This is a genomic window from Allobosea sp. GW821-FHT12C12, assembly GCF_058807355.1.
The window spans coordinates 19718-32984 of the sequence record NZ_JBXAQP010000012.1 but is presented as its reverse complement, the minus strand read 5'-3'; the positions used below and the strand labels follow the sequence as shown (position 1 = coordinate 32984).

The window sequence follows — 13267 nt, the reverse complement described above, 5'->3', positions numbered from 1 at the left end:
TTTGGAAAAGTCTTATCAAGCCTGTCTCCCGGGGCCGCCGGCCGCCTGCTGTCGCGGCGGGGACCGGCTTCGTGTCCCCCGCCGGGGGGAGATGACCCGGAGACGAGGCGACGCGTCAGAACGGACGAGCGGCTTTCGCCTTCGCCGTAGTGGTCGTGCGTTTCGTCGTCGAACGGAAGGTCAAGAGGGCCGGTTCCGCAGGTCTCTGGAAGCAGGGCTTCGATAAGGCTCTCAAAACACGCAAAATCGCTAAAAGTCAATCGCCGTGCCGCGGGGGTCCCGCCGCTCGTCGAAGCGTTAACCCTGCCTCTTGACCCGCCGTTCACGCTGATCCGAGATCGCCCGGTCGCGGTAACGCCGCGCTGAGGATCGCGGCCCGATCCTGCCCGCGGGTGAGGTCCGCCGCGCAGCCGGGAGGCTTGCGTCGGCCAGTCGGGTCGCGGTCGTGCTGGGTCAGTTGTCTTCGATCATTCCGGACGGCCTGCGCAGGCGGGTCGGTCAGTGGTCCCCGCCGCCATGGGCGACGATGCGGCGGGCGGCTTCGCAGGCCTCGTCGCACGGGCCTGCGGGCTCCGCGCCGGCGCCGGCCCGGTCGAAGCTGGCGATGGTCGCCGCCTGGCTGATCGCCTTCGCAGACGCGGTCGAGGCCGGCGTCGGCGTCCTGATGCGCGGCCCGCGCCGGCTCGCAAGCCTTCGCGGATTTGGCCGGCGCGGAATCGGCCTGACCGGCGGGCTGCTTTGGCGCGGGCTTGCGGCGGTGACCGGCATCGGCATGGCGACGGCCCTGGTCTCCGGGCTGTCGGCGACGACCGAACAGCCGAGCCTCGCCAGCCTGACGCCGCCGGCGGCGCAGGAGAGCCGGCAGGTGCGCGATGTCCGTCAGGAACCGCGCCCGCTCAGGATCGCTGGGGAGGACTGGGTCAGGATCGCCCGACCGATCGCGATGTTCGGGCTGGAGTCGCCGGAGCTAGACCGCCAGACGCCGGCCTACGAATCCCGCCGCACGCAGGACGGCGCGCGCCGCGAGGACACGCTGGTCTACGGCGTCTTCACCGAGGCGCGCCCGCATCTGCTGCTGCGCCTGTCGTTAGACAACGCGCCCGATCAGCTCTCGCAGCCCTTCGTCATCGCGATGGTGCGCGACGCCGCCCAGCGCGGCATGTCGGTCCAGCGCAGCGGCGCGGCCGCCCCGCTGCAGAGCCGCTTCGGCCGCCTCGAGACGGCCGACGTGACGCTGAGCGACGGCGAGACCAGCCGCGCCTGCATCGCCTTCCGCCGCGAGGCCGGCGACCTGCCGCTCGGCATCTCAGGCTGGTGGTGCGGCGGCGCGACCCGCCCAGCCGACCGCCAGCAGCTCGCCTGCATGCTCGACCGTCTCGACCTCCTTTCGGCGGGTGACGACCGGGCGCTGCGGGCGGCCTTCGCCCGCACGGAACTGGCGCGCCAGCAGGGTTGCGTGCAGCCCCGGCTTTCGGCGTCGGGCCGCAAGGCGTCGTGGCTCGACGCCGACGGGCAGGCGCCGGTGCTGAAGACCGCGGCGAAGCGCTGATCCCGCGAAACACGCGGATACTCACTTTACCGTGCATTGCCTCTGGCGGGTTCGAACAAAACCGTTAACTACGGCGTAGTAGAGTCGGATATCGCCGCCACGCCTTTCCCAGGAGACCTCCATGCGTTCGTTCCAGCGTTTCGCCGCCGGCCTCGGCCTTTCGCTCGTGGGGCTGACCGTGGCGACCTCGATCGCGGAGGCGCAGAGCCGCCGCGGGCCCCTGCGCGTCATCGTGCAGAAGCGCAGCTATTTCGACGCCGGCAACGTCGTCGCCGTCGGCTCGATGGACAGCTATGCCCGCCAGCACATGACCAGCGCCTCGCCGGTCTACAGCAGCACGGCGTCCTGGTATGGCGAGGGCACGCTGCCCTCCGCCATCGGCTCGGGCCGCAACCCCTTCGCCAACACCTTCTCGACGCCGCGCTTCTGAGCGGCTCCATCGCCGTCATGCCCGCCCCTGTGGCGAGCATCCGCGTCTTGGGCGTGGCGCTCGACGGCCGAAGACGTGGATGGTCGGGACAAGCCCGACCATGACGGGAAGGCTCAGGGCAAAGCCTTGAGATAGCGCACGGGCCGGCCCGGAGCCGCCGCCTGCGCCGCATGCACGATGGCGTTCGCGTCGATGCCGAAATGCCGGTAGAGGTCCGCGACCGTGCCGGTCTGGCCGAAATGCTCGACGCCGAGCGCCTTCTGCCTGTGGCCGTGGACGCTGCCGAGCCATGCCAGCGTCGCCGGATGGCCGTCCAGCACCGAGACGATCCCGCAATCGCGCGAGAGTGCGCCGAGCAGCCGCTCGACATGGCTCGTCGCGGCATGGTTGCCGCGCTGGCGCGCCCGCTCCGCCGCCTGCCAGCCGGCGTTGAGCCGGTCGGCCGAGGTGATCGCCAGCAGCCCGGCATCGCGCCGGTCCTCGGCGAGCAGCCCGACGGCCTCGATCGCCTCGGCCGCGACCGCGCCCGTATAAGCGACGACGACCGAGGCGTTCGGCCCGGGCTTTCGCAGCCAGTAGGCCCCGTCGATGATGGCGCGCTCCAGTTCCGGCGTCATCGCCCGCCGCGGCTGCTCGAGCTGCAGCGTCGAGAGGCGCAGATAGACCGAGCCGCCGGTCTCGTCGCGCAGCCAGGTCCGCTCGTCGGGATCGCCCTCGCCGTCCTTCTGCAGGTAGTCGAACGACCAGCGCATCATCACGACGAGTTCGTCGACGAAGGCCGGCTCGAAGGCGCAGAGCCCGTCCTGCGACAGGCCGATCAGCGGCGTCGCGATCGACTGGTGCGCGCCGCCCTCGGGCGCGAGGGTGACGCCGGACGGCGTCGCCACAACCATGAAGCGGGCGTCCTGGTAGCAGGCATAGTTCAGCGCATCGAGCCCGCGCGAGATGAACGGGTCGTAGAGCGTGCCGATCGGGATCAGGCGCTCGCCGAAGATCGAATGCGACAGGCCGAGCGCCGAGAGGTTGATGAACAGGTTCATCTCGGCGATGCCGAGCTCGATGTGCTGGCCCTTGGGCGAGAACTCCCATTTCTGCATCGAGGGAATGCGCTCGTCCTTGAAGGTGTCGGCCATCGAGGCCTTGGCGAACAGCCCGCGCCGGTTGACCCAGGGCCCGAGATTGGTCGAGACCGTGACGTCGGGCGCGGTGGTGACGATGCGGTCGGCGAGCGGGCCGCCCGTCTTGGCGAGATCATCGAGGATCCTGCCGAAGCCAGCTTGCGTCGACATCACCGGCTGGATGCCGGCGTCGAGCTTTTCGGGCACGGGCAAGACCGGAGCATTACGACGGCGGCGGCCCTCGGCGAAGAACGGCACGGCCTTCAGGAAGTCCCTGATCTCGCTCTCCGGCAGGTCCAGCCCCTCGAACAGATCCCATTCATGGCCGGGCCGGACCTTGTTGGCGGCCCTGAACCCCTCCATCTGCTCTTTGGTCATCAGGCCGGCATGGTTGTCCTTGTGGCCGGCGAGCGGCAGGCCAAAGCCCTTGACGGTATAGGCGAGGAAGCAGACCGGCCGGTCGTGATCGACCGCCTCGAAGGCTTCCAGGATCGAGGGCAGGTCGTGTCCGCCGAGATTGCACATCAGCTTCGACAGCTCGGAGTCCGAGCGCTTCTCGATCAGCCTGGTCACCGGACCCTGGTCGCCGAGATCGTCCGTCAGGCGCTTGCGCCAGGCGGCCCCGCCCTGGAAGGTCAGGGCCGAGTAGAGCTGGTTCGGGCAGGAATCGATCCAGCTCTTGAGCCGCTCGCCGCCGGCCTCTGCGAAGGCGGCCTGCTGCAGCGCGCCGTATTTCAGCGTGACGACGTCCCAGCCGAAATTCCGGAACATCTGCTCGAAGCGGTCGTAGAGCCCCTCGCGGATGACGGCGTCGAGCGACTGGCGGTTGTAGTCGATCACCCACCAGGTGTTGCGCAGGCCGTGCTTCCAGCCCTCCATCAGGGCCTCGAAGATGTTGCCCTCGTCGAGTTCGGCATCGCCGATCAGCGAGACCATGCGGCCCTCGGGACGATCGGCGCCCCAGCCATGGCCGCGCAGATAATCCTGCGTCAGCGAGGAGAACAGGGTCTGCGCGACGCCGAGGCCGACCGAGCCGGTCGAGAAATCGACGTCGTCGATGTCCTTGGTGCGGGAGGGATAGCTCTGCGCGCCCTTGTAGCCGCGGAAATTCTCCAGCCTCTCTTGGGTCTGGAGGCCCATCAGATAGTTGATCGCGTGGAAGATCGGCGAGGCGTGCGGCTTCACCGCGACGCGGTCCTCGGGGCGTAGCGCCGCCATGTAGAGCGCCGTCATGATCGTGCAGAGCGAGGCGGACGAGGCCTGGTGCCCGCCGACCTTCATGCCGTCGGAACTCTCGCGCAGGTGATTGGCGTTGTGGATCGTCCAGGAGGCGAGCCAGAGGATCTTTCGCTCGAGTTCGGCGAGATAGGGCAGGCGGGGGTCGGACATTGCAACTCACGAGCGGGCGGCGAATGGACTGCGGCAAGCTCGCATTGACGACGCCGACCGGCAAGCGGCCTCACCCCGGCAAAAACGCCATCCGCCCGTCGACGTCGCGCACCACGTCGACCGGCGCCCTATACAACGCTTCCAGCCGCTCCCTCGTCAGCAATTGCGCGCTTTCGCCTGTCGCGACCGCCGCGCCGTCGCGCAGCAGCATCACCCGGTCGGCATAGGCCAGCGCTTGCTTGGGGTCATGCGTGGTGAAGAGCACGCCGAGCCCCTCGCCGGCGAGCCGCCTGATCTCGCCCATGACCTTGCCCTGGTTGCCGAAATCGAGGCTCGCGGTCGGCTCGTCGAGGATGACGAGGGCCGGCTCCTGCGCCAGCGCCCGGGCGATCAGGGCAAGCTGGCGTTCGCCGCCGGAAATCTCGGTGTAGGGCCGCAAGGCCAGCGCGCCGATGCCGAGGCGCTCGATCATGGCGTTGGCGACCTCATGGTCGCGGCGCGAGGTCCTGCCGAACAGCGCGCCATGGCTGGTGCGGCCCATCAGCACGACCTCCAGCACCGTGAAGGCGAAAATGCCGGCATGGGCCTGCGGCACATAGCCGAGCTTTTTCGCGCGCTCGCGCAGGGAGAAGGCGGCCAGCGGCCGGCCGTCCAAGGCGAGCGCGCCGGCATGCGGCGGCGGCAGGCCGAGCAGCGTCCTCAGAAGAGTCGTCTTGCCGTGGCCGTTGGGGCCGAGAAGGGCCAGGACCTCGCCGCCCTTCAGATCGAGCGCGATCTCGCGGCCGATCGTGCGCGAGCGTATAGAGCGTGATCGCGGCCGGCGGTCCGGCGGGGAAGATGCGCTCGACTTTTCCGGGGACAGGCACGTCGCGGCCGGCGCCGTCCTTGACCGTCGCGGCCCGCGCGATGCGGGGCGCGGCGAGCGTGGCGAGACCGGCCAGCACGAGGCGACGATCGACGCGGCGGCGGTCAGGAGACGGCATGGCGATCCTCCATCCGCGCGCGGCTGTGATGGCGGCGGTTCGGCTTGATGTCGATCAGCGGCGTGCCGTCGAGGCAGTCGAGCCCGCGCACCAGCAGCACGCCGTCCTCGATGCCGATCAGCGCGACCCGCGAGAGCGCGATCGGATTCGGCCTGACCGGCGAGCGCAGCGCGAAGGCGCCGAGCGGGGAGCCGCCGCGCGGCGTCTGGGTCACGAGGTCGCGCCGCGCCTCGTGCATCCAGTAGAGCAGGTCGAGCGTCGCGAAGCCCTCGATGCCGGTGAGCGCGGCGCGCCAGTGCGGTTCGACCTCGACGCGACAGATCGGGCCTGCCTCGATGTCGCCTTGTCTCGGGCAATCGTCGCGCGTCAGGAAGGGCGTGCGCAGCCGGCCGATGAAGACGAGATGCGCGTCTTTCCGGTCCGGCAAGGGCGCGGAGGTCTCGCCCGGTCGCGTCGCCTGCCAGTCCATCGCTGCGATATTTCCCGTCTCAGGGCGGCGCAAAGCCGTGCCGGCCCAGTATCGCCTGACCGGCCGGGCTGGCAATGACCATGGCGAGCCGCCCGGCATCCGGCGAGGCCCCGTTGACCAGTGTCAGTCCGTATTCGGCTCCGACGACGAGCGCGGAGGGCAGCGCGACCTGCCTGATCGCCGGCTCCTCCTGCGCGATCGGCCCGGCATTGGTGCAGTAGGCCAGGAAGATGTCTGCCTGCCCGCTCGCCAGCATGTGGCCGTAGAGATTGCGGCCTTCCGGCGCGCGCGGGCTGGTCGGGCCGCCGGTCAGTTGCTGCGCCTTGGCTTCGAGCGCGGCCTTGGCTCCGGCTCTCAGCGCCTCGGCCCTGGCGAAGAGCTGCCAGGCATAGTCGCCGGAAGGGTCGGCCCTCGGCGTCGAGGTGCCGAGCCTCAATGCCGGATCGAGCATGCGTTCGAGCAGGGTTTCCGTCGTCGCCGTCACCTCCGGTCGGGTGAAGGCGCAGAGCGCGTTGCGCGCGAAGCTCGTCACCGGGCCGGCGCGGCCGGCCTTCGCCAGCGCCTCGGGATTGCCGCGATCGGCGGAAGCGAAGACCTCCGCCGTCTCGCCCTTCTCGATCCTCTCGCGCAGCAGGCCCGACGCGCCGAAGACGGCGCGCACGGGCACGCCCGTCTCGGCGCTGAAGGTCTCGGCGATTTCGGTCAGCGCCGCGCGCAGGCTGCCGGCCGCATGCAGCAGAACCGGTTGCTGCGCGGAGGCGCTCGACAGCGAGGCCATCAGCAGGATGGCCCCGACGAGACGGCGTTTGTGCATGAGATCACGCGCCCGCCTGCGTCGCGTTCGGGAAGAACAGCTGCTGGCCCTCGATCTTGTAGTCGGCGATCGCCTTCTGGCCCTCAGGCGACACGAGCCAGTTCACGAAGGCCTGGCCTTCATTGATCTTCACATGCGGGTGCTTGGCCGGGTTCACCGCGATGACGCCGTACTGGTTGAATAGGCGGCGGTCGCCCTCGACCGCAATCGCAAGGTCGCCCCGGTTCTTGAACGATATCCAGGTGCCGCGATCGGCGAGCACATAGGCGCCCATGCCGCCGGCCGTGTTGAGCGCGGCGCCCATGCCCTGGCCGATCTCGCGATACCAGCTCCCTTTCCTGGCATCGATATCGACGCCGGCGAGCTTCCAGAGGCTCAGTTCGGCCGCATGCGTGCCCGATTTGTCGCCGCGCGAGACGAAGGGCGCGCTCTTCTCCTGAATCTTGACCAGCGCGGCGACGATATCCTTCGTGCCGGCGATTCCGGCCGGATCGTCCTTCGGCCCGATCAGCACGAAGTCGTTGTACATCACAGGCTTGCGCTCGAGCCCGAAACCGTCGGCGACGAATTTCTCCTCCTGCGCCCTGGCATGGACGAAGACCACGTCGGCGTCTCCGCGCCGGCCGGTGTCGAGCGCCTGGCCGGTGCCCTGCGAGACGACGCGGACCTCGATGCCGGTCTTGGCCTTGAACAGCGGCAGAATATGGCCGAACAGGCCGGAATCCTGCGTCGACGTCGTCGAGGACACGGTGATGAAGCCCGTTCCGCCGGCGGCGGGCGCGCTTGCGGCGGGCGGCGTCGCGGTGGTGGTCTGGGCAAGGGCGGACGCGGCGAAGGCGGCCGTAAGGCCGGCGGTCAGCAAAAGGCGTTTGGTCAGGGTCATGGTCGTCTCCTTGTTGATATTCTTGCGTTGAATGCGGCTCACCAGATCAGCTCTCCGGCGAGGAAAGCGCGGGCTTCCGCAGAGCGTGGCCCGGCGAAGAAGGTCTCGGCATCCGCATCCTCGACCAGACGGCCGCGATGCAGGAAGAGCACCCGGTCGGCCAGCCGCTTGGCCTGGCCGAGGTCATGGGTCGACATCATCACGGTGATGCCCTCCGCGACGAGGCCCGCCAGCAGTTCCTCGATCTGGCGGGTCGCGGCGGGGTCGAGCTGCGAGGTCGGCTCGTCGAGGAAGAGCAGTTCGGGCCTGAGCGACCAGGCGCGGGCGATGGCGAGGCGCTGCTGCTCGCCGCCCGAGAGCAGGCGGGCCGGCTGGCCGGCGTGACCGCCGAGCCCGAAGCGGCTCAGCGCTTCGGCCGCGCGCTGGTTGCGCTCGCCGCGCGACAGACCGGCGGCGGCCAGCGCATGACGGATGTTGGCGGCGGCCGAGCGGCGCAGCATGATCGGCTTCTGGAAGACCATGGCGTGGCGCTTGGCCGCGCCCGGCTGCGCCGCCCAGCTTATCCGACCCGCGCTCGGCGTCAGCAGGCCGTGGCAGAGCCGCAACGTCAGCGACTTGCCGGCTCCGTTTGGGCCGAGCAGCACGGTCAGGCCGCCGGGCGGCACCGTGAAGCGCGCGCCGTCGACGAGACGCCGCCCGTCGGCCTCGAAACTGGCATCGTCGATCGTCAGCGGCAGGATCGAGGTCAGGTCACGCATGGCGCTCATCCGGCGTAGCGCGCGCCGATCCGGCTCGCGCCGAAGGCGACGGCGTTGATCGCGAGCGTCAGCGTGATCAGGACGAGGCCGAGCCCCAGCGCCAGCGGCAGATCGCCCTTCGAGGTCTCCAGCGTGATCGTCGTGGTCATCGTGCGGGTGTAGCCGGCGATGTTGCCGCCGACGATCAGCACCGCCCCGACCTCGGCGCTGGCCCGGCCGAAGCCCGCCAGCAGCGCGGTCGCCAGAGCGAAGCGGCCGTCGAACAGCAGCGTCGGGATGGCGCGCATGCCCTCCAGCCCGACCGAGCGGAGATGGTCACGATACTCGCCCCACAGATCCTCGACGGTCTGGCGCGTCAGCGCGATCACGATCGGCAGCACCAGCAGCACCTGCGCCACGATCATCGCGGTCGGCGAAAACAGCAGGCCGAGCGAGCCGAGCGGTCCCGAGCGCGACAGCATCAGGAACACGATCAGCCCGGCCACCACCGGCGGCAGTCCCATCAGCGCGTTGAGGACGACGATGACCACGAAGCGGCCGCGAAAGCGCGCCAGCGCCAGCGCCGCGCCGAGCGGCAATCCGATCACGCCCGCGATCGCCACGGCCGTCAGCGTCACCCGCAGCGACAGCGAGACGATCGCGAGGAAGGCGGGATCGAGCCCGACCACCAGCGCGAAGGCCGCCTGAAAGATCGCCGTGAGGTCCAAAACGCGTTCCGCTGCGAGGCCTGCATCCTGCAAGCACTTGCGATTTCTAGAGTTCAATGCGACCAAATGCCAATCATGGAACCAGAACAGCCTGGCGCATGTTCATGCAGGATCATACCTATCTGACGACGGAGGAGGCCGCCGCTTACCTGCGGCTCAAGGAGCGCAAGCTCTACGATCTCGTGGCGCGCGAGGCCGTGCCCTGCACCAAGGTCAGCGGCAAGTGGCTGTTCCCGCGCGTCGCGCTGGATCGCTGGCTGGAGGCGGGACTCGTCTGGCCGGAGGGTCTGAGGCCGGCCGCATCGCCGCCGATCATCGGCGGCAGCCAGGACTCGCTGCTCGAGGTCGCCGTGCGCGATTCCGGCTGCGGGCTGGCGCTGCTGGCCGAGGGCTCGCAGGCCGGGCTCGACCGGCTGCTGCGCGGCGAGGTCGCGATCGCGGCGATCCATCTGCATGCGACGCCCGACGACGATGCGGCCAATCTCGCAGCCGTCGCGGCGCAGGCCTCGCTGCACGACGCGGTGGTGATCGGCTTCGCCAGGCGCGAACAGGGCCTTCTGGTCGCGCCCGGCAACCCGCTGGGCCTGGCAGGCATCGTCTCCGCCGTCGAAGGACGCGCCCGCTTCGCGCGCCGGCAGCAGGGCGCGGGCGCGCAACTGCTGCTGACGAGCCTGCTCGCCCGCGATGGGGTGCCGCCTTCCGCCATGGTCCTGGCCGATGGCGTCTGCGCCACGGGTCAGGATCTGGCGCTGGCGGTGCGGACCGGCCGGGCCGATTGCGGCATCGCCTCGCGCGCCATCGCGACCGCCTTCGGCCTCGAATTCCTGCCGCTGGTCTGGGAGCATGTCGACCTGGCGATGCGCCGGCGGAGCTGTTTCGAGCCAGGCGCGCAGGCCCTGCTCGCCTGGATGCGCGGGCCCCAGATGGCGGCGCGGGCAAGGGAACTGGGCGGCTACGATCTGGCGGCGAGCGGGGCGGTCAGGCTGAACCGGTGAGGGCGGCGAAATCCCGCCAGCCCGGGAGCGAATTCCGCCAGCATCTCCCGCTCAGGTCAGCGCGCCGCGCCCGAGGATCGGCCAGAGCGCCTCGACATGGGCGTCCGCCGTGTGCAGCCCGCGCACGCAGACATACCAGTCATGCAGGTTCACCGTCGGGTCGCAATGGCCCGGCACCAGCAGGATGCGGTCGCCGCGATGGGGCACCGCGACCGGATCGCCGGTCAGCACGCCATGCTCGTCGGACGGCTTGCTGTAGACCAGACCCTCGCGCCGGAACGGCACGGGCAAGCCCGAATCGATCGCCGCCGCCTTGTGGCCGGCATCGACCACGGCGCGGTCGGGAACCGGCTTGCTCATCACGCCGGCAAGCACGAAGAGCGCATGCTCGAAACTGCGGAACGGGGCGCCGTCGGCCTGCCGGTTGCGGGCATAGTCGGCGTCCATGAAGATGTAGGAGCCCGCCTGGATCTCGTTCCAGAGGCCCGATGCGGTCTCGATCTCGTAGGTGCCGGTGCCGGCCCCGCCGATGGTGGCGCAACTCAGCCCGGCCTGGGACAGCCGCTCGAGCGTGTTGCGCACCGAGACGCCGGCGCGCTCGATCGCCTCGCTGCGCTCGTCGATCGAGCGCATGTGCTGGGCCGTGCCGTGATAGGCCTGCAAACCCCCGAAGCGCAACGTGTTCGAGCGCGCCACGGCCTCGGCGATGCGCACCGCCGCCTCGCCGGGGGCCGCGCCGCAGCGCCGGCCGCCGACATCGATCTCGACCAGGATATCGAGCACGACGTCGTGGCGTGCGGCCGCGTCGGCCGCCTCGCGGACGCCGTCGAGATGATCGACGCAGAGGCCGATCCTCGCCTGCCTGGCGAGCTGCGCCAGCCGGTCGAGCTTGGCGCTGCCCGCGATCTCGTTGGAGACCAGAACGTCCTGCACGCCGCCCGCGACGAGGATCTCGGCCTCCGAGACCTTCTGGACGCATTGCCCGACCGCGCCATGGACGATCTGGCGCAGCGCGATCTCGGGGCTCTTATGGGTCTTGGCATGGGGCCGCAGGCGGATGCCGTGGCCCTGCGTATAGGCCGCCATGGTGACGAGGTTGCGCTCGAAGGCGTCGAGGTCGAGCACGAGGGCAGGGGTATCGATGTCTTGGAAACTCTGGCCGGGCTGAGCCGGCGGGGGCAATGGCATGGGCTGTCGCGCTCTTCGATGGGCTTGCTTGGAATCGCTCGCGCGCATCCGACGCCAGCTTCGTGTCTGGAGCAAGACCCGGAAACGGGAGAGCAGTAGCGCCGTCGCCGCCGCCATGATACCCCGCCCGGCATGAAGATCGGCCGCGTCACAGACGACACTTTCGCGCTTTTCGCCCGCGTCTGGCGGGAGCAGGCCAGGAGCTATCTGCCGCAGATGGCGATGATCATGGGGCTCGTCGTGGTCATCGCCGCGACGACGAGCTTCTATCCGCTGCTGATCAAGGCGGCGTTCGACGCCTTCGCCGATCCGCTGACCGCAGAGGCGACCGGCTTCGTGCGGCGCATGGAGCGGCTGGTCTCGAAATCGATCGGCATCGAGATCGGCGTCGTCAACGCGGTCGCGGTCGTCGTCGTCATCGTCACCGCGATCAAGGGCTTCTCGCTTCTGACCCAGACGGTGATGACCAACAGCGTCGTCAGCCGGATCGAGGCCGACATGCAGACGCAGCTCTACGGCCATCTGATCGACGCCGATCTCGCACAGCTCCAGCGCGAAAATCCCGCCTCCCTCACGCAGCGCTTCACCACCGACTTCACCTTCGTCAAGGAGGCGCTGACGCGGCTGATCAACATCGCCGTGCGCGATGTGCTGACCGCGGTCGCGCTGGTCGGGGCGATGCTCTGGATCGACTGGCGGATGACGCTGGTCGTGCTGCTGATCGCGCCGGTCGTCGCCCGGCCGATCGGCAAGATCGGCAAGAAGCTGCGCCGCATGGCGCTGTCGCAGCAGGAGCAGACCGGCGTGATGGCGAGCCTCGTCACCGAGAGCCTGCAGGGCGCGCGCGCCGCCAAGACCGATTCGCTCGAGCCCTATCTCAAGACCCGCGCGGCGAACGCCTTCGAATCGATCCGGACGCTGAAGATGAAGGCCGCCAATGCGCGCGGCCGGCTCGATCCGCTGCTGGAAGTGGGCGGCGGGCTGGCCGTCGCCGGGGTGCTGGCGGCGATCGGCGTGCGCATCACCTCGGGCGGCTCGACCGTCGGCGACTTCACCGGCTACGTCTCGGCGCTGCTGCTGGCGGCGCAGCCGATGCGCTCGCTCGGCAACCTCAACGCCATCGTCCAGGAGGCCGGGGCCTCGCTGAAGCGCTATTACGCCTTGGTGGACGAGAAGCCGCTGATCGTTCAGCGCGCCGACGCCAAGCCGCTCGCGCTCGGCGTCGGCGAGGTCGCCTTTCGCGGCTTGCGCTTCCGCTACCGCGACGACCAGCGCGCGCTCGAGGGCATCGATCTCGTCGCGCAGGGCGGCAGGACGACGGCCCTGGTCGGGCGCTCGGGCTCGGGCAAGTCGACCCTGCTCGCGCTGGTGCCGCGCCTCTACGATCCGGGCGAAGGCCGCATCGAGATCGACGGGCAGGACCTGCGCGACCTGACGCTGACCTCGCTGCGCGCCCGGATCGGCGTGGTCAGCCAGGACGTCGTGCTGTTCGACGACACGGTCCGCGCCAACATCGCTTTCGGTCGGCCCGACGCCAGCGAGGACGAGATCGTCGCCGCCGCGAAGGACGCCGCCGCGCACGACTTCATCATGGCGATGCCAGAAGGCTACGACAGCCCCGTCGGCGAACGCGGCTCGATGCTGTCGGGCGGCGAGCGCCAGCGCATCGCGATCGCCCGCGCCATCCTGAAGGACGCGCCGATCCTGCTGCTCGACGAGGCGACGAGCGCGCTGGACACCCAGTCCGAGCGGCTCGTCCAGCAGGCGCTGGCCCGTCTGATGAAGGACCGCACCACGCTCGTCATCGCGCACCGGCTCTCGACCATCCGCGAGGCCGACCTGATCGTGGTGATGGACGAGGGCAGGATCGTCGAGACCGGCAGCCACGACGCGCTCCTCGCCCGCGACGGGGCCTATGCGCGGCTGTACCGGCTGCAATTCGTGGAGAGCTGACGGATCTGGCCTATCCGCCTCGCAAGGACGG

General features: G+C 69.8%; 12 protein-coding genes. 4 read left to right on the top strand and 8 right to left on the bottom strand.

What is annotated here, in order from left to right:
* Window positions 1–604 precede the first annotated feature (604 nt).
* The gene (locus AC1RRW_RS16810; RefSeq protein WP_492902066.1) at window positions 605–1549 is read left to right on the top strand and encodes a hypothetical protein; all 945 of its coding nucleotides are present in this window, start codon (window positions 605–607) and stop codon (window positions 1547–1549) included.
* Window positions 1550–1670: 121 nt separating this feature from the next.
* The gene (locus AC1RRW_RS16805) at window positions 1671–1979 is read left to right on the top strand and encodes a hypothetical protein (protein WP_492902065.1); all 309 of its coding nucleotides are present in this window, start codon (window positions 1671–1673) and stop codon (window positions 1977–1979) included.
* Window positions 1980–2092: 113 nt separating this feature from the next.
* On the opposite strand, the gene AC1RRW_RS16800 is transcribed toward AC1RRW_RS16805, so the two are convergent.
* The 7 genes from AC1RRW_RS16800 to AC1RRW_RS16770 form a co-directional block, all read right to left on the bottom strand.
* Complete coding sequence (locus tag AC1RRW_RS16800; protein ID WP_492902063.1) at window positions 2093–4486, bottom strand: thiamine pyrophosphate-binding protein; 2394 nt, start codon at window positions 4484–4486, stop codon at window positions 2093–2095.
* A gap of 70 nt (window positions 4487–4556) precedes the next feature.
* Entirely contained in the window at window positions 4557–5261 is a 705-nt protein-coding gene (locus tag AC1RRW_RS16795) for an ABC transporter ATP-binding protein (protein ID WP_492902242.1), read from the bottom strand.
* Window positions 5262–5455: 194 nt separating this feature from the next.
* Complete coding sequence (locus AC1RRW_RS16790) at window positions 5456–5938, bottom strand: SAM-dependent methyltransferase (protein WP_492902061.1); 483 nt, start codon at window positions 5936–5938, stop codon at window positions 5456–5458.
* Window positions 5939–5957: 19 nt separating this feature from the next.
* On the bottom strand, window positions 5958–6752 hold the full coding sequence (locus AC1RRW_RS16785; RefSeq protein WP_492902060.1) for a molybdate ABC transporter substrate-binding protein: 795 nt from the start codon (window positions 6750–6752) through the stop codon (window positions 5958–5960).
* Window positions 6753–6756: 4 nt separating this feature from the next.
* Complete coding sequence (locus AC1RRW_RS16780; protein ID WP_492902058.1) at window positions 6757–7635, bottom strand: ABC transporter substrate-binding protein; 879 nt, start codon at window positions 7633–7635, stop codon at window positions 6757–6759.
* Between the two features lie 38 nt (window positions 7636–7673).
* Window positions 7674–8393: an ATP-binding cassette domain-containing protein gene (locus AC1RRW_RS16775; protein ID WP_492902056.1), complete on the bottom strand. Its 720-nt coding sequence runs from the start codon at window positions 8391–8393 to the stop codon at window positions 7674–7676.
* Window positions 8394–8398: 5 nt separating this feature from the next.
* Window positions 8399–9100, bottom strand: a complete 702-nt coding sequence (locus AC1RRW_RS16770) for an ABC transporter permease (RefSeq protein WP_492902054.1) — start codon at window positions 9098–9100, stop codon at window positions 8399–8401.
* A gap of 104 nt (window positions 9101–9204) precedes the next feature.
* On the opposite strand from AC1RRW_RS16770, the gene AC1RRW_RS16765 reads away from it, so the two are divergent.
* Window positions 9205–10095 carry a substrate-binding domain-containing protein gene (locus tag AC1RRW_RS16765; protein WP_492902052.1) on the top strand — a complete coding sequence of 297 codons (891 nt, stop codon included), beginning with the start codon at window positions 9205–9207 and terminating at the stop codon, window positions 10093–10095.
* A 51-nt stretch (window positions 10096–10146) separates the two neighbouring features.
* Here AC1RRW_RS16765 and AC1RRW_RS16760 read toward each other — a convergent pair whose 3' ends face one another.
* Complete coding sequence (locus AC1RRW_RS16760; RefSeq protein ID WP_492902050.1) at window positions 10147–11283, bottom strand: DSD1 family PLP-dependent enzyme; 1137 nt, start codon at window positions 11281–11283, stop codon at window positions 10147–10149.
* Window positions 11284–11415: 132 nt separating this feature from the next.
* On the opposite strand from AC1RRW_RS16760, the gene AC1RRW_RS16755 reads away from it, so the two are divergent.
* Window positions 11416–13236 (top strand): ABC transporter ATP-binding protein, encoded by a 1821-nt coding sequence (locus AC1RRW_RS16755; protein WP_492902049.1) that lies wholly within the window; start codon window positions 11416–11418, stop codon window positions 13234–13236.
* Window positions 13237–13267: the final 31 nt, after the last annotated feature.

What these genes read in the sequence shown, in the direction of transcription:
- AC1RRW_RS16805 (WP_492902065.1), top strand. Translation starts at nt 1,671, where the DNA reads ATGCGTTCGTTCCAGCGTTTCGCCGCCGGCCTCGGCCTTTCGCTCGTG.
- AC1RRW_RS16775 (WP_492902056.1), bottom strand. Translation starts at nt 8,393, where the DNA reads ATGCGTGACCTGACCTCGATCCTGCCGCTGACGATCGACGATGCCAGT.
- AC1RRW_RS16785 (WP_492902060.1), bottom strand. Translation starts at nt 6,752, where the DNA reads ATGCACAAACGCCGTCTCGTCGGGGCCATCCTGCTGATGGCCTCGCTG.
- AC1RRW_RS16755 (WP_492902049.1), top strand. Translation starts at nt 11,416, where the DNA reads ATGAAGATCGGCCGCGTCACAGACGACACTTTCGCGCTTTTCGCCCGC.
- AC1RRW_RS16760 (WP_492902050.1), bottom strand. Translation starts at nt 11,283, where the DNA reads ATGCCATTGCCCCCGCCGGCTCAGCCCGGCCAGAGTTTCCAAGACATC.
- AC1RRW_RS16780 (WP_492902058.1), bottom strand. Translation starts at nt 7,635, where the DNA reads ATGACCCTGACCAAACGCCTTTTGCTGACCGCCGGCCTTACGGCCGCC.
- AC1RRW_RS16800 (WP_492902063.1), bottom strand. Translation starts at nt 4,486, where the DNA reads ATGTCCGACCCCCGCCTGCCCTATCTCGCCGAACTCGAGCGAAAGATC.
- AC1RRW_RS16790 (WP_492902061.1), bottom strand. Translation starts at nt 5,938, where the DNA reads ATGGACTGGCAGGCGACGCGACCGGGCGAGACCTCCGCGCCCTTGCCG.
- AC1RRW_RS16810 (WP_492902066.1), top strand. Translation starts at nt 605, where the DNA reads ATGGTCGCCGCCTGGCTGATCGCCTTCGCAGACGCGGTCGAGGCCGGC.
- AC1RRW_RS16765 (WP_492902052.1), top strand. Translation starts at nt 9,205, where the DNA reads ATGCAGGATCATACCTATCTGACGACGGAGGAGGCCGCCGCTTACCTG.